Genomic DNA, 22,801 nt, shown 5'->3' with positions numbered 1-22,801 from the left:
CAAAACCATTCATGATTAATCATAAATGGTATGAGCAAAATCGATTTCATTGACCTCGACGGCAAGGTTCTACGCACTTTTTTGACGATACTCGAAGAAAACTCGGTCTCGAAAGCCGCAGATCGGCTGGGGGTTACGCAATCTGCGATCAGTCATACTCTGGCCAAACTGCGGCAGGTCCTGGGCGACCCGCTGTTTGTTCGCTCAGGTCAGGGTCTGACGCCAACCGAACGCGCCCTGTCGCTGAAAGAGCCTGCGCAAAAGGTACTGGACGGGATGCGCACGCTGACCGACGGCCGACCGTTCGATCCATTGTCGGAACAGATCAACATCCGCATCGCCACCAATGACATGCCACGAGAGCTGATCTTTCCACGGTTGCTGCGTGGCACACGCGCCGAAGGCGCGCGCCTGCGGTTGGAATTCATCCCATCGGGTGTGCCCGACCCCGAATTGTTGCGCAGCGACCGGTGCCAGTTGATGCTAACCCCGCTGCCGCCCGACGGACCGGATGTTTTCCAGAAAAGACTGATCGAAAGCCCGCTGATGGTGTTCTACGACGCCACGCAACGCACGCCCCCGGACAGCTGGCAGGACTATTGCAACAGCGACCATGTCGAAGTGCGGTTTGCTGATGGCCGAAACGCCCGTGCCGTCATGCGCGGCGTTGATCAAAGCCAGATCAATCCTGCGGTTGTGACCCTGCCGCATTTCAACGCGATCCCGGCCTTTGTGCAGGGCAGCGACCTGATCTCGACAGATACGGCACTGATGAAACAGGGTCCCTTGGCCGCGCTGGATTGCGCACCTTTACCCTTCGCCTGTCCCCCTGTGTCCATCTACATGGTCTGGCATCAAAGATCGGCCAATGACCCCGCCCACCGCTGGTTACGCGACCGGATAGAAGCCATCGCAGCGTCCCTTCAGACCTGAGACAGCCGTCAGCTGCGCATAACAAAGGCCAGGTTCGGCTGCGGGACACGGTCACGAGTACTCAACAAAACTGATTGGTCAAACCGCAATTCATTCGCCATCCTGAAACCAAATCAAAACGGAGATCTCAGATGGAGAAAGTAGCACTTATCACAGCAGGCGGCAGCGGCATGGGCGCGGATTCCGCGAGGCGGCTGGCCGCAGACGGTTTCAAGGTCGGGATTCTGTCATCCTCGGGCAAGGGCGAAGCGCTGGCGCATGAGTTGGGAGGCGTCGGTGTAACCGGCTCGAACCAGTCCACGGAGGATCTGCAAAAGCTTGTTGATGCGGCCATGGCCCATTGGGGGCGTATTGACGTTCTGGTCAATTCCGCTGGTCACGGCCCCCGTGCCCCGATCCTTGAGTTGACGGACGAGGATTGGCACACCGGTATGGATGTCTATTTTATGAATGCCGTCCGCCCCTCGCGGCTTGTGACGCCGATCATGCAAGCGCAGGGCGGTGGATCGATCATCAATATCTCAACCTTCGCCGCGTTCGAACCTGACCCGGTTTTCCCGACCTCGGGCGTGTTTCGCGCCGGGCTGGCCGCCTTCACCAAACTGTTCTCGGACAAATACGCTGCCGAAAACATCCGCATGAACAACATCCTGCCCGGTTTCATCGACAGCCTGCCCGAAAAAGAAGAACTCCGCGCACGCATTCCTATGGGGCGCTATGGGCGCAGTTATGACGAGGTCGCTTCGGTCGTGGCCCTGCTGGCATCCGAAGGAGGTGGCTACATCACCGGGCAGAATATCCGGGTTGATGGTGGCATCACCCGCTCGGTCTGAGTTCAGATCCGCGCCTTTATCAGATGTGTCAGTGCCGCACCGGATTCAAAAAAGGCGCGGCGCACGCGCGTCCAGCTTTCGCGATGCTCACGCACCACAGGGACCGGCAAAAGCGAGGGGTCACCTGCAAGAAGACTTTCGGCCATCATTCGACCGAACACCGTGCCGGGGCCGATACCACGGCCGGAATATCCGTGCGCGGCCAGAGCGTCGAGGCCAATCTGCGTGATTTTCGGGATATGGTCCGAGGTCATGGCAATCCGCCCGTGCCAACCCTGTTCAAACGGCTGATCTGCAAGCTGAGGATAAAGCTCGGCCAGTTTGCGTCGGACCCAGCTGACATGCACACTGCGACCTGCATTCCCCAGATCACCCATGCCGCCAATGATCATCCGCCCCGCCTGATCCAGCCGGAACGACGTCATGATCAGCCCGGTATCCCAGCACCCTTCTGCCTGCGGCAGGATGCTGGCGCGCAGATTATGTGAAAGCGGGGTTGTTGCGTATTGAAAGTAATAAACGGGAACATAGGCGGGCGCAGTGTCTGGCAAGCCAAGGTGATAGGCGTTGGTTGCCTGAATGACGGACCTCGCCCGTACGTTCCCGCCCGGTGTCGTCAAAACCCATTGCCCACCTTCGCGCCGAAGGGTCTGTACCGGGCTTTGTTCATGGATCTGCGCCCCGGCCTGAGACGCGGCACGCGCCAATCCCATGACATAAGCCATGGGTTGTATGGTTCCTGCGCGAGGGTCGAACAACGCCCCATGGAAAGCATCGCTACCGGTCCGGTCACGGGCCTGATCCACCGACAGCAGCGCTACCGGCGCGCCAGTCTCGCTTAGCTGGGCATGGCGCGTTTGCAGGTCCTTCAGCCCCGAGGCGGAATGCGCGCAATGCAGGGTTCCGTTGCGAATGGGTTCGCATGTGATGCCGTGTTCTTCGATCAGGGAAAATACGTCCGACGGTGCCTTGCCCAGCAGATCGATCAGGCGATCGCCAGCCTCTGCACCGATATGCGCGCGGATGTCATCCGGTGGCAGCCACAGCCCGGCATTGACCAGACCGACATTGCGCCCCGACCCGCCAAACCCGATCTTCTGCGCTTCCAGCAAACAGACCGAAGCGCCGGACCGGGCTGCCGTCAAGGCAGCTGAACACCCGGTATATCCGCCACCTATGATAGCCAGATCAACGGTTGTATCACTACCCAGCGGCAGAGCTATGACTGCTTCGGTACATGTAGTCCGCCACAGGGCTTGTTCGGGATCGTTCACGTCAGACCTCTGAGTCTTTTCGGCGGATCATCATACCGCTGCACGTCCTTTGCAAGTGGGCAACTGCGGTCGGGTCAGCAACGAAAAAACCCCGCAAGCACGGGCCTGCGAGGTCCAACAGAAGCGAACATTCCGTCAGGAATGATGACATCCGGCAAGAGGCTGCCCGGATACCTTCAGACGTCGAGCGACCGTGCAATCACCTCTTTCATGACCTCGTTCGTGCCGCCGTAAATCATCTGCACGCGCGCGTCTGCGTAGAGGCGGGCAATTGGATACTCCATCATAAAACCGTAACCGCCGAACAGCTGCAGGCATTCGTGCATGATTTCGTTCTGCACCTCTGACCCCCAGTACTTGGCCATCGAGGCGGTTGCCGCGTCCAGTTCGCCTGCCTCCAGCTTGCCGATACAGTCATTGACGAAACTGCGCAGCACCTCGGCCTTGGTCTTGCATTCTGCAAGCTTGAAACGTGTGTTCTGGAAATCCATTACCCGCTGACCGAACGCTTTGCGCTCCTGCACGTACTTTACCGTTTCGGCAATGGCAAAATCGATCGAACCCAGCGCCATGATCGCGATATTCAGCCGTTCCCATGGCAGTTGCTTCATCAGCTGATAAAACCCATGACCTTCCTCAGCCCCCAGCAGGTTCGTCATCGGAACTTTGACATCTTCGAAAAACAGCTCGGCCGTGTCGTTGCCCTTCATCCCCAGTTTCTTGAGGTTGCGCCCCCTGCGAAACCCCTCGGCCCCTTCGGTTTCGACCACGATCAATGACACACCCCGCGCGCCCTCGGACTTGTCAGTCTTGGCGGCCACGATGATCAGATCCGCCGTCTGGCCATTCGTGATGAAGATTTTCGAGCCATTCAGCCGGTAGGAGTTTCCGTCCTTCTCGGCCGTTGTGCGCACAGCCTGAACATCCGAGCCGGTGCTGGGTTCCGTCATGGCAAGTGCGCCGACCATCTCACCCGAAGCCAGTTTGGGCAGCCATTTCCGTTTCTGATCTTCGCTGCCATAGGCGGTAAGATAGTGGGTCACGATCGACTGAATACCATAGCCCCAGCCAGCGTCGCCCCGTGCACCCTGTTCGTACGCGGTGATGGCGTCAAAGCCCATACCGCCGCCGACGCCGCCATATTCTTCGGGGATTGCACCAGCCATCAGGCCGGTTTCACCAGCCTTGCGCCAGAAGTCGCGATCAACGGCCCCGTTTTCAACCCAGGCTTCGATATTCGGTGACAGTTCATCATCCATGAATCGGCCAGCCATATCCGCAAACATGCGGTGTTCGTCAGTGATCCATGCCGCGGTCGAAGTGAAAAGTGACATCAAAGGCTCTCCAATCTGTCTTTCGCGAAAGCCTAGCGTTCAGCCCGATTCCCGCCAATCCACGTGACGTGGCGTTCCGACTTCGAACAACGCAACGTTTCTTTGCTAGGTAACTTTAAGAACCTGCTTGTTTTAAAGGAAATTAACTCAGCGCCAATGCCAGCAAATGCTGTGCCGCATCTCTGGCGTCTTCCGCAGGATCACAATTCTTGAGCAAAACCGCAGACACAATTGCCCCTTCCTGCAACAACACGATCTGGCTCGCGAGTTTCTGAGGATCACGCGCACCAGCCTGTTCGGCGACGGACGTGAAATGCTCCAGCAACAGCTGTTTATGTTCGGCTGCCTGCACATGGATCGGATGGTCTGTTTCCTGATATTCTGCCCCGGCCTTGATGAACATGCAGCCCCGGAATCCATCTTCCTCGAACCATTCCTTCAAGGCATCAAAACTAGCGATGAGTTGCCCGGCCGGTGTTTCTGCCATCTCTTCGATGCGCCGATAGAACCACTCGCGAAAATTCTCATCCCGCAGACGCAGAGCGGCTACAATCAGGTCTTCTTTAGTGCGGAAATGTTTGTACATCGACGTTTTCGAAACGCCCGTTTCCGCCACCAGCTTATCCATGCCGGTCGCGTGAAACCCGTCGCGGTAAAAAACCTTCAGGGCTTTGCTGACAAGTTCATCCCGTTTGTTTGGACGCATGATTCGGCTCCATGGTGTACCGTTCTGTACATATTGCCCCGAAACATGAAGTACAACCGGCCTCACACAAAGCATTGTTTTCATTAGAACTCACGACTCGCCCTGAACCGCGCGAAAAATTTTCTGCTTTCCCCCTTGCAAAAGTTAACAGATCGGTACACCTTATTGCAAAGTTAACCGATCAGTACACCAGAGGATTTGACCGATGAAACGTCGCGCCAGCATATTCCCCCCTCAGTACGTTCCATTTCTTCTGACACTGGCCATTCTTGCCGCTTCTCTAACCTGAAAGCCCCCTGCACCATGTCTCGACCCCCTCTTCCCCCGTTCACGTTGGAAACTGCCACGCAAAAAGTGCGCATGGCAGAGAATGCCTGGAACAGCCGCGATCCCGACCGCGTCACCCCCGCATACACAGATGACAGTCAGTGGCGAAACCGGGCGGAATTTCTGTCAGGGCATGACGAAATTCACGCCTTCCTAAGCCGTAAGTGGCACAAGGAGCTGGACTATCGACTGATCAAGGAACTCTGGGCCTTTACCGGTAATCGCATCGCAGTGCGTTACGCTTACGAGTGGCACGACGATAGCGGTCAGTGGTTCCGGTCAAATGGCAACGAGAATTGGGAATTTGCCGAAGACGGACGCATGTCGCATCGGCATGCCTCGCTGAATGATCACCCCATAGCCGAAAGCGACCGCTTGTTTCATTGGCCATTGGGTGAACGCCCCGATGACCATCCCGAGTTGTCTGATCTGGGTCTTTGAAAGGACATACTGTGCCGCGTGCGTTTTCAGAACTGACCTTCACCCCAACCGTCCGCGCCCATCAGGAGCGGATGGGATCGGCAAAAACCTATGCCAAATTCATTGAAGGTGGCCCGCAACAGGGCCATCTGATCGGCGAACCCGAAAAACAGTTCATTCAGGCGCGCGACGGGTTTTATCAATCCTCGGTGTCTGAAACAGGCTGGCCTTATGTGCAGTATCGCGGCGGGCCGGTCGGGTTTCTTAAGGTGCTGGGGCCGCAAACCATCGGATATGCCGATTTTTCAGGCAACAAACAGTATATCTCGCGCGGAAATCTGGATGGCAACGATCGGGTCGCGATGATCCTGATGGATTATGCCAATCAACACCGTTTGAAGATCCTGGGGCGTGTCGAATTCACGGAAGGTCAAGCCGCCGCTGCCAGCTTGTATCCAGAAGAGGCCGAAGCCCCCGCAGAGCGGGCCGCGATCATACGTGTTGAGGCGCTTGACTGGAACTGCCCGCGCCACATCACGCCGCGTTTCACCGAAGCCGAACTGCGCCCGCATCTAAACAGTTTAGGCCAGCAACTGGCCCAGTTGCAGGCCGAAAATGAAAGGCTGAGACAAGAGCTGTCAAAGCTCTCGTGATGCGCAAGACATCGCAAATTTTGTTGAGTATTTACAGGGAATAATCCAATGGTTCGTTCGGTCTTTCAGCTTTCTGCGGCGTGCCTTGCCGGAGCAGCCCTGATCCTTATGATCATGATGTTTGGTTTTTTTGCTTCGCCCAGCGCCGTCCGAACGTCACCACCTTCTGTGTTCAGCACCATCCTGTTCAACCATTTGCAGCAATAGCAATGCTGCGCGTTCAACCGCGACTGGTCTGAACCATCGCTTCGATACCGGCTACACAAAAATCGATCAGGCGTTCCACCTCTGACACTCCGCCGCCATGCGACAGGGCCCCGACCCGCCAACCACTGTTGAGATGCGCCAGCATTGCCGACACGGAATAGACCTGGCCGCTGGCCAACAGCGCAGGGTCAACATCCGGATAAAGCGCAGCGATTTCGTCGATAAAATGCCGGGCGGTCGGGTCGAAACACTCAGCCGCGATATCGCGCCAGCGGGGATCGACCGAGACATGCGCCACAAGGCGCCCATACGCCATCCATCCCGAACCGCCTGTTTCTGCCAGTTCCACATAAGGCCGGATAAAACTGTCCAGAATGCTGCGCAATGTTAGCGGACCTGCTTTTCTTGCCTTGGCCAGCGCATCGGTTCTGATTTGTGCCAGCTTGCCCGCACGGCGTTCGATCGCTCGAAAAAACAGCTCTTCCTTGCCGCCGCCATGGTGATGAACAAGGCCAACCTGAACCCCTGCAAGCGCAGCGATATCGCGGATCGACGCGCCTTCGAATCCGCGTTCGGCAAAGACTGTTTCGGCCGCGTCCATGATCCGCGCTTTGGTTTCCAAAGACCGCTTGGACGGTGCTCTTTGTCTTGGCTTTTCTACGTTTTTCAGCGTCATAAAATTCACCTTGCCTTATTTTGGTCGTTCGTTCAATTTAAACCTCACGAACTTTGGGAGGGTTCATGACAGAAACGCGCGACACATTCGCCCTGATTGGGGCGGGGCCAATGGGTTTGGCCGCGGCCAAGGTGCTGAAAGAACAGGGAATCGCATTTCAGGGGTTTGAGTTGCATTCGGATGTGGGCGGTTTGTGGGATATCGATGCCCCAAGATCAACCATGTACGAGTCGGCGCACCTGATCTCATCCAAGCGTATGACCGAATTTGCGGATTTCCCCATGAATGACGCGGTTGCCGAGTACCCCTCGCACCGGGCGATGCGCGACTATTTCCGCGCATTTGCGGACCGTTTCGGGTTGCGTGAGGGTTACAAATTCAATGCAGAAGTCACTCAGGTCGCTCCGCTGGGCAATCCGGGTGACGGTTGGCGCGTGTGCTGGCGAGACCAAGATGGCGACCATCAGGCCGAATATGCCGGCGTACTCATTGCGAACGGTACCCTGTCGGAACCGAATGTACCCAGCTTTCCGGGTACATTTGACGGCGAGTTGATCCATGCCTCGCAATATCGGTACCCAAGCCAATTCGACGGCAAGCGTGTGCTGGTCGTGGGCGCAGGCAATTCCGGCTGTGACATCGCAGTCGACGCCATCCACCACGCGAAACGCTGCGATCTGTCGATGCGGCGCGGGTATTATTTCGTCCCGAAATACGTCTTTGGCAAACCCGCTGACACAATAGGTGGAAAGATCCGTCTGCCGATGTGGCTGAAGCGTAAGGTCGACAGCCTGATCCTTGGCTGGTTTGTCGGCGATCCACAGAAATACGGCTTTCCCAAACCGGGTTACAAGCTGTACGAAAGCCACCCCGTGGTGAATTCGCTGGTTCTGTATCACGCAGGCCATGGCGATCTGAGCATCCGCCCGGATATCGCCCGGCTGGAGGGCCACACCGTGCATTTCAAGGACGGCTCCTGCGACGACTATGACATGATCCTCGCCGCGACCGGATACAAACTGCATTACCCGTTCATCGACAAGGGCCTGCTGAACTGGCAGGGCGACGCCCCGCATCTGTATCTGAACACGATACATCCCGAACGGGACGATCTGTTCGTGCTGGGCATGGTCGAGGCCACGGGCCTGGGCTGGCAGGGCAGGCACGAGCAGGCCGAGATGGTGGCGCGCTACATCAAAGGGCTTCGACACGGCTGCCCCGTGGCAGCCGATCTGCACGCAGAAAAGCAAAAAGGTTATACGCGCGCCACCGGAGGCATGAACTACATCGACCTGCCCCGCATGGCCTATTACGTGGACAAGAATACCTACAGAAAGGCTGTCACCGGCTGGATCGACCGGCTGCGGAAGGCCGCCGCATGAGTGGTATTGACCAGATCACACTGAATTTCAGTCCGGCGTCTCTGACGCTGTTGAATGCTATTCTGGCAATCGTGATGTTCTCGATTGCCATCGACCTTACGCCTCGGGATTTTGACCGTTTAAGGCGCGCACCCAAACCAGTGGTTGTCGGATTGTTTTCACAACTCGTCGTCCTGCCTGCGCTGACCTTTGTGATGGTGTGGATTACCACACCGCAACCGTCAATTGCGCTTGGCCTGATCCTTGTCGCGGCCTGCCCAGGGGGCAATATCTCGAACTTCATCACCCACCGCGCGGGCGGGAATGCAGCGCTTTCGGTGTCGATGACAGCCTTCGCCACCATCTGTGCGATCTTCATGACACCCTTCAATATTGCGCTTTGGGGTGGGCTTTACCCACCGACCCGCGCAATCCTGCAACAGACCCAGATCGACCCAATGCAGATCGCAATCCTGGTCGGTCTGATGCTGATCCTGCCGCTGGTTCTGGGAATTACGCTGAATCAACGCCTCCCCGCCTTGACGGCACGGTTGCGCGCACCGCTGCAACTTCTGTCGATGGGTATCTTTGCTGGGTTTATCGTACTTGCTCTGGCTGCCAACTGGGGGTTTTTCCTTGGGTTTGCCGGGGCTGTTGCCGGGCTTGTAATCCTTCACAATGCCCTGGCGCTAGGGGGCGGTTGGGTTGTGGCCACTCTGACCGGGCTGTCCCCCTTTGATCGCCGCGCCATCACCATTGAGACCGGCATTCAAAACTCCGGGCTTGGGCTCGTCCTGATCTTTGCATTCTTCAACGGTCTTGGCGGCATGGCCGTGGTCGCTGCATTCTGGGGAGTATGGCACGCTATTTCGGGCCTGGCTTTGGCTTCGGTCATGGCACGAACCGAGGCCGCGCGATGACCCGCATCCTGATTACCGGCGCTGCCGGGATGGTCGGGCAAGCGCTGTTGCCCGAACTTGTTGGGCACGAGGTCTTTGCAACCGATCTGAAACGCCCGGATAACCTGCCGGAAGACGCCTCATTTTTGTCCATGGATGTTACAACCGACGCTCCTGCACGTGCGATTGCCAAGGTGAATCCGGATGTGATTGTGCATTTGGCTTCAGTCGTAACGCCGCCGCCAAAGATGGGGCGCGCCGCAGCCTATGCTGTCGATGTCGAAGGCACGCGAAAAGTGGTGAATGCCGCCATCGCAAACGGGGTGCGCAGATTGGTCGTCACATCTTCCGGTGCCGCTTATGGCTATCATGCAGACAATCCTGTGCCGTTGCGCGAAGGCGATCCATTGCGCGGCAACCCCGAGTTTCCTTATTCAGATCACAAGCGTCAGGTCGAAGAGATTTTGGCCGAAGCCCGCAGCACCGCCCCCGATCTTGAGCAGGTTGTCCTGCGTGTGGGTACGGTTCTGGGAGCCGGAACCGAGAACCAGATCACCGCCCTGTTTCGAAAGCCCCGGTTGCTGGCGGTGTCCGGCAGCGAAAGCCCGTTTGTCTTTATCTGGACCCGGGACCTGGCACGCATCCTTCAGCGCGCAGCAACCGACGGACCAGCCGGGATTTACAACGTCGCCGGTGACGGCACGATGGGTGTGAACGACTTGGCGCGCGCCATGGGAAAACCGGTTCTGCGCCTCCCCCCCTGGGTGCTGAAAGCGGCCCTAGCCTTGGCTCGCCCACTGGGTTTATCTCGCTATGGGCCGGAACAGGTACGGTTCCTTCAATATCGGCCAGTTCTGGATAATTCCGCCCTGAAATCTGAATTCGGCTATACGCCCGAAAAATCCAGCGCCGAGGTTTTTGCGCTGTGGCAACGGCAGGCCGGGTTATGAAAACCGCGGTCATCTCTGGCGGTGCGGGCGGTTTGGGACAGGCTCTAAGCCGTGCACTGCAAGCCCGTGGGTGGCGGGTGGTGCTGTTGGATCTTGATGTGTCCGGTCTGCAAACAGAACCGAACCAACTGCCAATTGCCTGTGATCTGACTGACCCCGAACAGCTTGCCAACGCAGCTCAAAGGGCGATCACGTCAAGCGACAGCATTGATCTGGTCATCTACAACGCCGGGGTTACGCAAATTCGGGGGTTTGACCAGTCCGACACGGCCAGTCACCGTGCACTGTTTGATATCAACTATTTTGCAGCCATTGAGATGGCTCGCGTATTTTTGCAGCCTCTCCGCGCGTCAAAGGGAACACATCTGGCGATCTCGTCGGTGGCTGGTTTCGCTCCGCTCTGCCATCGCACGGCTTATGCAGCCTCAAAACACGCGCTTGAGGGTTTTTTCAAATCGCTTCGATCCGAAGAAAAGCCACATGGCGTTCAGGTTCAGATTGCAGCGCCGTCTTTTGTGGCCACCAACCCCGGCAACGCAATGGAGCAACCCGATGGAACCGCGCGTCCCGGATCGGCCAAGGACGGAATGGACGAAATGAGCCCCGAGAGTGCCGCCATGGCAATCCTGCGCGGACTGGACAAATCGCAGCCCATGATCCCCGTCGGTCGCGTTGCACACATATCGTGGTGGCTCAACCGACTGTCACCACGCCTGTATCAGCGCTTAATGGAGCGTAATATGCGCGGGCCCGGGTCGTAGAATTTTGCCGCGACCCCCTTGACCTTCCTGTCACTGGAACCCCCATCTGGAGGGCAGACAACCACGTGGGATGAGTCGCATGGCGCAAAAAACACTGACGGAACTGAAAATCACCGGCATGGGATGCGCATCCTGTGTGGGCCGTGTCGAGGCTGCACTGCGTGATGTGTCTGGTGTTGATGCGGCCTCGGTCAATTTCGCGACCAAAACGGCGCAGGTGGCATTTGACGGGCCGGTCTCGGCCCTGACAGCGGCGTTGGATGCAGTTGGCTATCCGGCTGAAACTAGTGAAGCGGATCTGAGTATCGAGGGCATGAACTGCGCATCCTGCGTTGGCAAGATCGAGCGCGCGTTGGCATCCACCGCTGGTGTGATCGAAGCACAGGTCAATCTGGCAACTCGGACGGCCACGGTAACTTATGCTATAGCGACAACTACACCCGAGGCGCTGGCTCAGGTTGTTACCGAAATTGGATACCCCGCGCGTATCCAAGGCGTTGCGGAACCAGAAAGCAGGGAAGACGATGAAATTCAGCGGCTGGTCCGTTCCACAATACTGGCAGCGGCACTAGCCCTGCCCGTATTCATTCTTGAGATGGGCGGGCACATGATCCCCGTCTTCCACCATTGGATACAGGCGACCATTGGAACGCAGACGAGCCATCTGATTCAGTTTGCCCTGACCTCGGCTTTGCTGATCGGACCGGGCCGTGTGTTTTACCGCAAAGGTATCCCGTCGCTGTTGCAGGGCACGCCGGACATGAACGCGTTGGTAGCGCTTGGGACCGGCGCGGCTTATCTGTACTCGGTCACGGCCACATTCGCGCCCGGCCTGCTGCCGCAAGGTACAGCCAATGTCTATTTCGAAGCGGCCGCGGTGATCGTGGTTCTGATCCTTCTTGGCCGGCTGATGGAGGCGCGTGCCAAAGGCAAAACAGGGGCTGCGATCCGAAAACTGGTGGGTCTGCAACCAAAAACCGCGCGGGTCGAACTGGACGGACAGATACAGGACCGGCCAATCGCCGAAATCGTTGTCGGAGATATCCTGCACATCCGCCCCGGCGAGCGTGTGCCGGTAGATGCCGAAGTGCTTGAAGGCACCTCTTACGTCGATGAAAGCATGATCACGGGCGAACCAGTGCCTGTTGGCAAGTCGGCAGGCGCGCCTGTTGTCGGTGGTACTGTCAATGGCACCGGCGCATTACGGGCAACCGCCACCCGCGTCGGCGGCAACACGGCTCTGGCACAGATCATTCGTATGGTGCAGCAGGCGCAGGGCGCGAAGCTGCCGATCCAGGGGTTGGTGGATCGGATTACCTATCGCTTTGTTCCTGCGGTCATCGCTGTTGCGGTGATCACCGTCGCGCTCTGGCTGATCTTCGGCCCCAGCCCGGCCCTTCCCCTGGCGCTCGTCGCAGGTGTTTCAGTTCTGATCATCGCCTGCCCCTGCGCTATGGGGTTGGCGACCCCAACCTCGATCATGGTGGGCACCGGGCGTGCGGCAGAACTCGGGGTTTTGTTCCGCAAGGGGGATGCGTTGCAACAGCTTCAGCAGGCGCGCGTCATTGCGTTGGACAAGACCGGAACCCTGACGCTGGGGCGCCCCGAACTGGACAGCGTGACAACGGCAAAGGGGTTTGACCGGGAGGAGGTTCTGCGGCTGACCGCAGCCCTTGAGGCACGGTCGGAACACCCGATCGCATCCGCCATCACCCGCGCGGGGCCCGCGACACTGCCAGAGGTATCGGATGTCCGTTCGCTTACCGGGCTTGGCCTGCAAGGGTTGGTTGAAGGCCGCGACGTGTTGATCGGTTCGCACCGGTTGATGCAGCAGCGTGGGATCACCCTTGGAGCCCTGGCGGATGAGGCAGAAGCCCGTGCCGCACAGGGGGCAACCCCTCTGTTCGTCGCTCTGGATGGGCAGGCAGCGGCCACTTTGTCCGTTTCCGACCCGATCAAGCCCGGCACAGTTGAAGCGCTGGAACGGTTGCACCAGATGGGTTTGACCGTGGCCATGATCACGGGTGACAACGCACGCACGGCGCGGGCTCTGGCCGACCGGCTGGGGATTGATCATGTCACTGCCGAGGTACTGCCTGATGGCAAGGTAGACGCAATCACGGCCTTACGGGACCGGTTCGGAGTGCTGGCCTTTGTCGGTGACGGGATCAACGACGCCCCCGCTCTGGCGGCGGCTGATATCGGCATCGCCATCGGAACCGGCACGGATGTGGCCATCGAAACAGCCGACGTTGTCCTCATGTCCGGTGATTTGCGGGGCGTCGCGAATGCGACCGAGATCAGCCGCCGGACAATGAAGAATATTCGCCAGAATTTGGGCTGGGCCTTCGGATACAATGTCCTTCTGATACCGGTGGCTGCCGGTGCGCTGTACCCGTTTGGCGGCTATCTGCTGTCCCCGGCGCTGGCAGCTGGTGCAATGGCACTGTCGAGCGTGTTTGTGGTCTCGAATGCGCTGCGCCTGCGCCGTATTCGCGCTAGCGTGCCGGAAGCCTCAGGTACGGCCACCAAAGAGGTGCGCGCATGAATATCGGAGATGTTTCCACGCGCACCGGCCTGCCCGCCAAGACGATCCGGTATTATGAGGACATCAACCTGATCAAACCAATGCGCGACGACAATGGCTATCGCCGGTTTCGCGACCAGGACGTGCACAAGCTGAACTTTCTGGGCCGCGCCCGGGCGCTTGGGTTCACCATCGAGGATTGCCGAACCCTGCTGGCACTCTACGAAGATGAAACCCGTGCCAGTGCCGACGTGAAACAGGTTGCACGCGATCATCTTGTTCAGATTGAAACCAAGATCGCTGACCTGAACGCCATGCGCGATACGCTGAGCCATCTGATCGAGGCCTGCGCGGGGGACGACCGGCCCGATTGCCCAATCCTGCGAGATCTGGGCGGGAAAGGCTGACTTGGGGTTGCCCTTTGGGCGCAGCTTTGCTTTGTCTTCGCCAGAGATTTCGGTCAGGCCTGTTTCGCTAAAGCCGACCGAACAGCGGAGAGGATCACAAAATGGCAAAAGTCGCGTTCCTTGGCCTTGGTGTCATGGGCTATCCCATGGCCGGACATCTGCAAGCCGCAGGCCATGACGTCACCGTTTACAACCGCACGACCACCAAGGCCGAGGCCTGGGTCGCGCAGCATGGCGGCGCAATGGCGACCACTCCGAAAGGCGCCGTCAAGGATGCTGAGTTTGTCATGGCCTGCGTCGGCAATGACGACGACCTTCGCGCGGTTTGCACCGGAAAGGACGGCGGGTTCCAAGGAATGTCCAACGGGGCCATTTTTGTCGACCACACGACAGTTTCAGCAAAGGTCACGCGCGAGCTTTACGCTGCTGGCCAATCTCAGGGTATCGCTTTTGTAGACGCCCCTGTTTCGGGAGGTCAGGCAGGTGCTGAAAACGGCGTTCTCTCGATAATGTGTGGCGGTGATCAGGCAGCTTATGATGCGGCTGAGCCGGTGATGAATGTCTATTCCAAAATCTGCCGTCGACTCGGAGCCAGCGGCGCGGGCCAAATGACCAAGATGTGCAACCAGATCGCGATTGCTGGTCTGGTTCAGGGTCTCAGCGAAGCCTTGCACTTTGCCGAAAAAGCGGGCCTGGACGGGAAGGCCGTTGTTGAGGTGATCAGCCAGGGTGCGGCTGGCAGCTGGCAGATGGCAAACCGGTATGAAACCATGCTGAATGATCAGTTCGAACATGGCTTTGCTGTGGACTGGATGCGCAAGGATCTGGGGATTTGTCTGGATACGGCCAATGAAACCGGCGCGTCTCTGCCGGTGACCGCTCTGGTCGATCAGTTCTACAAGGACGTGCAGAAACTGGGCGGCGGGCGATGGGACACATCATCGCTGTTCAAACGTTTGCGTGCCTTGGATTAAGGGGTCGGGGGGCTGTCTGCCCCCTCTTGTCCCTTTGGGCCAATTCACCCCCGAGGATATTTTCGGCCAGATGAAGAGGATCCCGGATGAGCGGGACGGAGAAAGACATGAGCGATTTGGTGAACTTCTGGGCGGACGCGCTGCGCCAAAACTGGGGACTGGACGCACGGTTGACCCGGCTGGATGGCGAATATGATCTGAACTTTCTGGCGCAAGCCACAAATGGCCAGGACTATGTGCTGAAAGTCATGCGCGCGGGGTGCGATGCGGGTCTGGTAGATCTTCAGATCGAAGCACTTGCGCATATCGCCTCGGAAGCACCGGGGTTGCCGTTTCCAAAGGTGTTCCCGGCGTTGAACGGCGCAATATTGCCGGAAAATTCCGATTCCGAAGGGAAGTCGCGGCTGGTGTGGTTGCAGGAACGCCTGCCCGGGCGATGCTATGCACAAGCGAACCCGAAATCCGAAGAGCTGATCCTGAAATTGGGTCGTGTTCTGGGCGCAACGGATCGCGCTCTGGAGGGGTTTCAACATGAAGCTTTGCACCGCCCGGATTTCAAATGGGACCTGACGCAAGCGGGTTGGATCAGTAACAAGATAGGCGCTATCAGCGATCCCGCGCGTCGGGCGTTGCTTCGGGATATCTGCAACGAATTCACGGCGATCACGGATAGGCTGGGGCGGCTGCCGAAACAGGCCATTCACAACGACGCCAATGACTATAACATTCTGGTTGAAGGTGAATTGGGTGAGCGGAGGCAGGTTTCCGGCCTGATTGATCTGGGTGACATGTGTGCGGCACCGCGCGTCTGTGATCTTGCGATCGCCGGGGCCTATGTGGTGCTAGATCATGCCAGACCCGAGCGGGCATTGACTGCTCTCGTGCGGGGATACCATGCCGCAAACCGGCTGCAAGCCGAGGAGATCGACCTGATCTGGCCGCTGCTGCGGATGCGATTGGCAGTGTCTGTCCTCAACTCGACCCTGATGGCAGTCGAAAACCCGGACGACCCATATGTGACAATCTCTCAGGCACCTGCGTGGCGGTTTCTTGAGAATGCTTCCGTCAATGGCGGGCTGATGTCTGCGCGTCTTCGGGCAGCGTGCGGGCTGCCGGTCGTGGACGGCGCAGAACGCATCCATGCGTATCTGCAAGGACATCGCGGCCGGTTTTCCCAGATGTTCGGTCAGGACCTAAGCGATACTCCGATGGGGTCGTTGTCAGTCGAGAATTGCGTGTGGCCCCAGAACCCTTTCCACATGCCATTGGCCGAGGCCGCACGTGTTGGCGAGGAATACGGCGAAGGGCTGTGGCTGGGCTATTACAACGAACCCCGCCTGATTTATGCCGAGCCAGGATTTCGCAAAGGGCCATGGAAAGCCTCGGACCGGCGAACAGTGCATCTGGCGGTGGATGTGTTTGCACCCGCAGGGACGGTGCTGCACGCACCAATGAGCGGGCGGGTCGAGGTGGTCGAGAACCGAGATCAGCACCTCGATTACGGTGGGGTAATTATCCTGCACCATGAAACACCCGAGGGCGATCCGTTCTATACACTCTATGGTCATCTGGACCCGGAATGCTGTGACCGGTTGAAACCCGGTGATCCGGTGGCACAGGGGTCGGCGTTTGCCCGATTGGGCGACGCCAGCCAGAATGGCGGATGGGCCCCACATGTGCATTTCCAGCTGGCGTTGACAACCAATGGCATGGAAGCGGATTGGCCCGGTGTCGGCGACCCGGATGAGATGGAGCTATGGCACGCAGTTTGCCCGAACCCGGCGGCCTTGCTGAACCTGCCGGATGACAAGGTGTTCTACCAACCCACCGACAAGCAGGCGATCCTGCAAGGCCGCCGCGATCACTTTGGTGGCAACCTGTCGCTGACTTATGATGACCCTGTCATGCTGGTACGCGGGTGGAAACATCACCTGTTTGACGAATGGGGCCGCCCCTATCTGGACGCCTATAACAACGTCCCTCATGTGGGTCATGCGCATCCCCGTATTCAGGCAGTGGCGGCGGATCAGTTGAAGCGGATGAACTCAAATACCCGCTACCTGCATCCGGCACAGACAGCTTTTGCTGACAAGATCCTGTCCAAACTGCCCGATCACTTCGAGGTCTGCTTCTTCGTCAATTCCGGAACTGAAGCCAACGAACTGGCCCTGCGGCTTGCCCGTGCCCATACCGGGGCCAAGGGGATCGTGACACCAGACCATGGCTATCACGGCAATACGAATGCGGCTGTGGCGATATCGGCTTACAAGTTCAACAAACCGGGCGGCATCGGGAAAGCCGACTGGGTTGAACTGGTTGAAGTTGCAGACGACTATCGCGGTTCGTTCAAGCGTGACGATGCGGATCGGGCGCAGAAATTTGCTGATCTTGTGGACCCGGCCATTGCTGCCTTGCAGGACCGGGGTCAGGGTCTGGCCGGGTTCATCGCCGAAACTTTCCCGTCTGTCGGTGGACAAATCATTCCGGCCAAAGGTTACCTGCCTGCGGTTTATGAAGAAATCCGTGCCGCCGGGGGTGTCTGCATAGCAGATGAGGTACAGACCGGTCTGGGTCGCCTGGGTGAGTATTACTTTGGATTTGAACATCAGGGCGCGCTTCCTGATATCGTGGTGATGGGTAAACCCATTGGTAACGGGCACCCTCTGGGTGTGCTGGTGACGACGCGGGCGATTGCCGACAGCTTCAATAACGGGATCGAATTCTTCTCGACCTTTGGCGGATCGACGCTGTCTTGCCGGATCGGCAAGGAAGTATTGGACATCGTCGATGATGAAGGCCTGCAGGACAATGCGCGTCAGATGGGTGACCGCCTGAAAATCGGGCTGCGCCAGATCGAAGCCGACTTTGGTTGCGTTGGCGATGTACGGGGCATGGGACTGTTTCTGGGTGTTGAGCTGATCAATCCCGACGGAACCGAAGGAACCGAGATTTGCAGCTATGTCAAAAATCGGATGCGTGATCACCGAATTCTGATCGGCAGTGAGGGACCAAAGGACAACATCCTGAAAATCCGCCCACCGCTGACGATTGAGGCCGAGGATGTGGACATGATCCTGTGGGCGCTAAGGGACGTGCTGTCCGAGGTCGGTGACTTCTCTCCTGCTCCGGTTTGCGGTCACGACCATCACCACGCGGGATGCGGGTGCTGCTGAAGGATTGACCCCGGCGCTTTGCCGGGGTTTGACCGTCCTGCAAGCACAGTCAATGCAAAACGGCAGTGCGGGTATCGTGGCCTGTCGTCGGAATCGCATTTCCCGTCGTCATACGCCGGAGCGTCAGGCCCAGTTCCTCCGACAGGGATGCCAGAGCAGGCGCAAAATCCGGGCGCACGATCAGTGACGCCATCATCATCGCGTCTTCGCGTGCCCCTTCGGATGCGGCGGCAACCATTTGGGCAAAACAATTCTCATCCGCGCCCAGACATGCACACCCCAGACCGTGCCTGATTAGCGGGCGTCGACAATGCGTTGCGCAAAGCGAACACAGACGATCCAGCGTCAGCATGGCGGCACGCCCATAATCTGATCCCAGCGCTATGCAAAAATCGCTCGCGATATCAGCGCGACCGCTTTCACCCTGGCTCCACATCCGCAGATACATCACCGCACCCGCTTCGACTGGATCAAGATCCGCCAGACGGCCGACCGCGGCACCGCCGCGCAATGAATGCGCGCTCATTTCGTCAGGATCAGTTTACCTGCACGGGTGATGCGCAGGGTATACAATTGGTCACCCAACTCGATATGGGCCAGGTGGCCACCTTTGGTCAAATCCTCGGCCTTGTGCGCAGGCAGCATCGAGACAGCATAACCTTGGGTTGAGGTCGGGTTCTGTACGTTCATCGGGGCATCTCCAGAGCGAGTCGGCATGGTGCCATACCTGTTGCGTTTCGTTTTATCTGGCTGACCCGAGAGGGTTGGCTTTCCGTTCCTGTCATTAAATCTGATTATTTTAGTAAGGAATGTCAAGCGCTGTTTCAAATCAGGCGTCATTGAGCCGATTGCGCCCCTGAAAACGACGGGTTAAGACTTGGGGCGGGTATTGAAAGGCAAGCAAAACGTGACCGCAGCAGTTGTTTTTGATCTGGATGGAACGTTGGTCGACAGCGTCGGGGACCTGGCAGCAGCGGCCAATAAAACGCTGAACGGTCTGGGTCACGATCCTGTGCCCATTGATGTGATCAGAGGGTTTGTTGGCAATGGCCTTCCCAAACTGGTCGAGCGTTTGATGCGACACTGTGATTTGCCCATGGATCGCCACGCGGAACTGACCCAACAGACACTGAAGCATTACAATGCGGCGGTCAGTGCAACGACAGTGCCTTATCCCGGGGTTCTGGAGGCCCTGGAAACACTGAAACAGATGGGTTGCGTTCTTGGTATCTGCACCAACAAACCCGAAGCACCCGCACGTCACGTGCTGGAGGCGCTCAACTTATCCCGGTTCTTCGACGTTGTTTTCGGCGGTGATACATTGCCAATTCGCAAACCGGATCCGGGCCACCTGCTGGAAAGCTTCAAAGCACTTGGGACCTCGGGCACACGCTTGTATGTGGGTGACAGCGAGGTCGACGCAGAAACAGCTGTAAACGCCAGGATACCGTTTCTGCTGTTCACGGAAGGGTACCGCAAAACCCCGGTGGCCAATATACCGCACACCGTTGCTTACAGTGCGTCCGAAACACTGCCGACACTCGTGACCAAATTGATCCAAAACTAAGTAAGTTCACTCGACACGAGTCATAAAACGAATGACTTGGGCTTTCGCAAACCCCAAAAAGTTAAGAGGGGCCGGCCGAGGGGGTGTGACCAGCCCCTCATCGGGGAAAGTAAATACCGTGTTTGTGTGTGGTAAGTACGGTAGGTCATGTTTACCCCTGATCGGCAGTTTGCGAAATTGGGGGATTCCCGTAGTTCGGCGAAAATAACTGAAAAACTGGAAAAAGAGGCACGTCAGACCACACAATTTACCTGTGATAATTTGCCTGTAAGATAGCCCGACGGTTCGAACATTCGGTTCGCTGGTTGAATGGGTATAGGGTAACCCATGAAAAAACAGGACAGAAATCAGAGAGCGGCGCGTCTGCAAATCCTGCAGGGCATTCTGCCTGTTGACCGCGCGCGCCTTCCGGCGGAAATGCTGGCTGGTCTGAGTTTTGCCTGCCTCGCGATCCCCGAAGTCATGGGTTACACCAAAATCGCCGGCACTCCGGTCATGTCCGGGCTGTATACGATCCTGATTCCCATGGCTCTGTTTGCGCTGTTCGGATCGTCCCGACACCTTGTTGTCGGTGCCGATTCGGCGACAGCAGCCATCACCGCCTCGGGACTGGCGGGCTTGGCGATGTCCGGAACGTCTGAGTATCTGGCACTGGCGTCCTTGCTGGCGCTTATGGCTGCCATGCTTTTGATTGCCGCGCGTGTCATCGGGCTGGGGTTTCTGGCTGATTTTCTGTCCAGAACGGTATTGGTCGGCTTTCTGACCGGCGTGGGCATTCAGGTTGCAACGGGTCAAATCCCCGGATTGTTGGGCATCGAATCCGCTGGGCACGGAACACTTGCAAGGTTGAAGGACGTTTACTTCAACATATCCAACGTCAACTGGCCAACCGTGATCGTCTCATCAGCCGTGTTAGGCATTGTCCTGGGATGCACAAGACTGTCGCGCAAAATCCCGGGGCCATTGGTTGCCATTGTCGGGGTGATCCTGTGCAGTTGGGCCTTTTCATTCAACATTTCCGGAATCTCGGTGTTGGGAGAGGTTGCCGGCGGTTTGCCCTCGTTCTCGATCCCGGACGTGCAGTGGAGCTGGACCTTGTTCAAACAATTGCTCCCCACGGCCTTGTCCATCTTCGTTGTTATTCTGGCACAAAGCGCCGCAACATCACGGGCATACGCCTCGAGATATGATGAGACTTTCAACGAAAACACGGACCTGATCGGACTGGGTCTTGCGAACTTCGGAGCCGCATTCACGGGGACATTCGTGGTCAATGGCAGCCCCACAAAGACCGAGATGGTCGCCAGCGCCGGAGGGCGCAGCCAAGTGGCGCAACTGACAACAGTGGTAATAGTCCTGTTGGTTATCCTGTTTCTGACCAAGCCTTTAGCCTATCTTCCCACAGCAGCACTTTCGGCCATCGTTTTCCTGATCGGTCTCAAGCTGATCGACCTGCACGGAATGGCAACAATTTACAGGCAGGCCCGGTCCGAGTTCTGGGTTGCCACGGCAACCGCCACCGTGGTTGTTCTGGTTGGTGTCGAGCAAGGCGTCATTTTTGCCATGGTCCTGTCTTTGGTCGACCACACACGCCGGGGATACCACCCAAAGAATTCGGTAGTATTGCGTACCGAGTCCGGTGGCTGGCGTTCAAAGGGATTGGAAGCACCAAACCAATTCGAGCCCGGTCTGGTAATCTACCGGTTTTCCCACGGCATGTACTACGCGAACATGCAGATATTCACCGAGGAAGTCACAACAATCGTTCAGAACGCAGACGGAAAACTGACATGGTTCTGCATCGACGCCTCGGCAATTGACGTTGTCGATTTCACAGCCGGGTTCACGTTGCGCAGTATCGCCAATTTCCTACAATCCAAGGGGATACGGCTGGTTTTCACGCTGGTCGAGCCAGATGTGAAAGCCGAGCTGGATCGCTACGGCATCACAGAACTGATTGGTGAAACTGCGTTTTATGAAAACGGCAAAGCCCTGCTGGATGCCTATCACACGCGCCCAAATCCCATGTGACCGTTAATCACCTGTAGCTTCGCGCCCTGGACATCTTCCCGTTCCCCGGATTGAAAGAGTTGGTCGGAACGCAGCATTTGTAATGCGCCGCCAAATCGGGTTTGGCTTTGTACATGTGCCCCACATAGTGTTCGGCAGGATATTCCGCACCGCACTCGTCAAACAGGGCCAGCATTGCCGCCTTCAGCGCGCTCGGTCGCGTGCCCCTATCGGGTAGTCCGGTTTGTTTGTTAGTGCATCGTGGGCCTCTGGTCTATCGGGACGATGCTTTCGGGCGCAGGCGGGCAGGAGCCCAACGCACTGTGCGGCCTGACGGTGTTGTAGTGGATACGAGATTGCTCGATCAGAGTTTGCGCCTCCTTTAGGCTTTAGAAGATTTCGCCGTTGAGCAGCTCATCCCGGAACCGGGCGTTGAAGCTTTCGCAATGACTGTTCTCCTAGGGTGATCCCGGTTCGATGTAAGCCGTCTTCGCCCCGACAGCTGCAATCCACTCCCGCACCTTCTGGGCGATAAATTCCGGCCCATTGTCGGATCTTATGAATGCCGGCGGGCCGCGGAGGATGAACAGGTCAGTCAATGCATTCAGCACATCTGTTGAGTTGAGCTTACGATCGACGCGGATCATCAGCACCTCGCTGGTGTATTCGTCAATGATGTTCAGCGTCCGATACACGCCCACGCCAGTCAGAACCCATACCACTGGATAGCCAGTGAACAACTCCGAAGGGGTCCAACACAACCAGTTTGCCCGCAAAAAGGTTAGGTTTCCCTTTCGGTTCTTTCGAAA

General features: G+C 57.7%; 19 protein-coding genes and 3 pseudogenes. 14 read left to right on the top strand and 8 right to left on the bottom strand.

The window, feature by feature from the left end; all coding sequences use genetic code 11:
• The first annotated feature begins 30 nt into the window (after positions 1–30).
• Positions 31–933 (top strand): LysR family transcriptional regulator, encoded by a 903-nt coding sequence (locus ACR0EK_RS04880; RefSeq protein ID WP_480967634.1) that lies wholly within the window; start codon positions 31–33, stop codon positions 931–933.
• A gap of 131 nt (positions 934–1,064) precedes the next feature.
• A complete protein-coding gene (locus tag ACR0EK_RS04875; RefSeq protein WP_480967633.1) occupies positions 1,065–1,766 on the top strand; it encodes an SDR family oxidoreductase in 702 nt (233 codons plus the stop codon).
• Between the two features lie 2 nt (positions 1,767–1,768).
• On the opposite strand, the gene ACR0EK_RS04870 is transcribed toward ACR0EK_RS04875, so the two are convergent.
• From ACR0EK_RS04870 to ACR0EK_RS04860, 3 genes are all read right to left on the bottom strand, one after another.
• Positions 1,769–3,040: an NAD(P)/FAD-dependent oxidoreductase gene (locus tag ACR0EK_RS04870; RefSeq protein WP_480967632.1), complete on the bottom strand. Its 1,272-nt coding sequence runs from the start codon at positions 3,038–3,040 to the stop codon at positions 1,769–1,771.
• Between the two features lie 176 nt (positions 3,041–3,216).
• Positions 3,217–4,374 carry an acyl-CoA dehydrogenase family protein gene (locus ACR0EK_RS04865; RefSeq protein ID WP_480506005.1) on the bottom strand — a complete coding sequence of 386 codons (1,158 nt, stop codon included), beginning with the start codon at positions 4,372–4,374 and terminating at the stop codon, positions 3,217–3,219.
• A gap of 142 nt (positions 4,375–4,516) precedes the next feature.
• Positions 4,517–5,080, bottom strand: coding sequence for a TetR/AcrR family transcriptional regulator (locus ACR0EK_RS04860; protein WP_480831375.1), 564 nt, complete (start codon positions 5,078–5,080; stop codon positions 4,517–4,519).
• A gap of 303 nt (positions 5,081–5,383) precedes the next feature.
• Between ACR0EK_RS04860 and ACR0EK_RS04855 the strand changes: the two genes are divergently transcribed.
• Together ACR0EK_RS04855 and ACR0EK_RS04850 are read left to right on the top strand one after the other, a co-directional pair.
• Positions 5,384–5,848, top strand: coding sequence for a nuclear transport factor 2 family protein (locus ACR0EK_RS04855; RefSeq protein WP_480899438.1), 465 nt, complete (start codon positions 5,384–5,386; stop codon positions 5,846–5,848).
• An 11-nt stretch (positions 5,849–5,859) separates the two neighbouring features.
• Positions 5,860–6,480: a pyridoxamine 5'-phosphate oxidase family protein gene (locus ACR0EK_RS04850; protein WP_480899436.1), complete on the top strand. Its 621-nt coding sequence runs from the start codon at positions 5,860–5,862 to the stop codon at positions 6,478–6,480.
• Between the two features lie 220 nt (positions 6,481–6,700).
• Here ACR0EK_RS04850 and ACR0EK_RS04845 read toward each other — a convergent pair whose 3' ends face one another.
• Positions 6,701–7,363, bottom strand: a complete 663-nt coding sequence (locus ACR0EK_RS04845; RefSeq protein WP_480899435.1) for a TetR/AcrR family transcriptional regulator — start codon at positions 7,361–7,363, stop codon at positions 6,701–6,703.
• A gap of 65 nt (positions 7,364–7,428) precedes the next feature.
• Here ACR0EK_RS04845 and ACR0EK_RS04840 point away from each other — a divergent pair, with 65 nt between their 5' ends.
• The 8 genes and pseudogenes from ACR0EK_RS04840 (at position 7,429) to ACR0EK_RS04805 (ending at position 18,415) form a co-directional block, all read left to right on the top strand.
• Positions 7,429–8,745 (top strand): flavin-containing monooxygenase, encoded by a 1,317-nt coding sequence (locus ACR0EK_RS04840; protein WP_480899433.1) that lies wholly within the window; start codon positions 7,429–7,431, stop codon positions 8,743–8,745.
• Entirely contained in the window at positions 8,742–9,644 is a 903-nt protein-coding gene (locus tag ACR0EK_RS04835; RefSeq protein WP_480899430.1) for a bile acid:sodium symporter family protein, read from the top strand. Before ACR0EK_RS04840 ends, ACR0EK_RS04835 begins: the two co-directional genes overlap by 4 nt.
• A complete protein-coding gene (locus tag ACR0EK_RS04830) occupies positions 9,641–10,573 on the top strand; it encodes an SDR family oxidoreductase (protein ID WP_480616674.1) in 933 nt (310 codons plus the stop codon). Before ACR0EK_RS04835 ends, ACR0EK_RS04830 begins: the two co-directional genes overlap by 4 nt.
• Entirely contained in the window at positions 10,570–11,334 is a 765-nt protein-coding gene (locus tag ACR0EK_RS04825) for an SDR family NAD(P)-dependent oxidoreductase (RefSeq protein WP_480967631.1), read from the top strand. Before ACR0EK_RS04830 ends, ACR0EK_RS04825 begins: the two co-directional genes overlap by 4 nt.
• Before the next feature lie 79 nt (positions 11,335–11,413).
• Positions 11,414–13,882: a heavy metal translocating P-type ATPase gene (locus ACR0EK_RS04820; RefSeq protein ID WP_480899426.1), complete on the top strand. Its 2,469-nt coding sequence runs from the start codon at positions 11,414–11,416 to the stop codon at positions 13,880–13,882.
• On the top strand, positions 13,879–14,268 hold the full coding sequence (cueR, locus tag ACR0EK_RS04815) for a Cu(I)-responsive transcriptional regulator (protein ID WP_480557736.1): 390 nt from the start codon (positions 13,879–13,881) through the stop codon (positions 14,266–14,268). The genes ACR0EK_RS04820 and cueR overlap by 4 nt, the downstream gene beginning before the upstream one ends.
• Before the next feature lie 95 nt (positions 14,269–14,363).
• Positions 14,364–15,242: pseudogene (locus ACR0EK_RS04810) on the top strand (NAD(P)-dependent oxidoreductase); the annotation flags it as partial.
• Positions 15,243–15,349: 107 nt separating this feature from the next.
• Positions 15,350–18,415 (top strand): aminotransferase class III-fold pyridoxal phosphate-dependent enzyme, encoded by a 3,066-nt coding sequence (locus ACR0EK_RS04805; protein ID WP_480967630.1) that lies wholly within the window; start codon positions 15,350–15,352, stop codon positions 18,413–18,415.
• A 49-nt stretch (positions 18,416–18,464) separates the two neighbouring features.
• On the opposite strand, the gene ACR0EK_RS04800 is transcribed toward ACR0EK_RS04805, so the two are convergent.
• The gene (locus ACR0EK_RS04800; protein WP_480475589.1) at positions 18,465–18,941 is read right to left on the bottom strand and encodes a hypothetical protein; all 477 of its coding nucleotides are present in this window, start codon (positions 18,939–18,941) and stop codon (positions 18,465–18,467) included.
• A complete protein-coding gene (gene hemP, locus ACR0EK_RS04795) occupies positions 18,938–19,105 on the bottom strand; it encodes a hemin uptake protein HemP (RefSeq protein ID WP_480557740.1) in 168 nt (55 codons plus the stop codon). The genes ACR0EK_RS04800 and hemP overlap by 4 nt, the downstream gene beginning before the upstream one ends.
• Before the next feature lie 217 nt (positions 19,106–19,322).
• Here hemP and gph point away from each other — a divergent pair, with 217 nt between their 5' ends.
• Positions 19,323–19,982: a phosphoglycolate phosphatase gene (gene gph / locus ACR0EK_RS04790; RefSeq protein ID WP_480557742.1), complete on the top strand. Its 660-nt coding sequence runs from the start codon at positions 19,323–19,325 to the stop codon at positions 19,980–19,982.
• A 327-nt stretch (positions 19,983–20,309) separates the two neighbouring features.
• Positions 20,310–22,013, top strand: coding sequence for a SulP family inorganic anion transporter (locus tag ACR0EK_RS04785; RefSeq protein WP_480967629.1), 1,704 nt, complete (start codon positions 20,310–20,312; stop codon positions 22,011–22,013).
• Positions 22,014–22,020: 7 nt separating this feature from the next.
• Here the strand turns inward: ACR0EK_RS04785 and ACR0EK_RS04780 are convergent.
• A pseudogene (locus ACR0EK_RS04780) lies at positions 22,021–22,209 on the bottom strand (D-lactate dehydrogenase); the annotation flags it as partial.
• Positions 22,210–22,243: 34 nt separating this feature from the next.
• Positions 22,244–22,690: pseudogene (locus ACR0EK_RS04775) on the bottom strand (integrase core domain-containing protein); the annotation flags it as partial.
• Positions 22,691–22,801 lie beyond the last annotated feature (111 nt).

The sequence above is a fragment of the Ruegeria sp. AE4 genome, from assembly GCF_056542185.1.
This window is presented reverse-complemented; position numbering and strand designations above follow the sequence as displayed.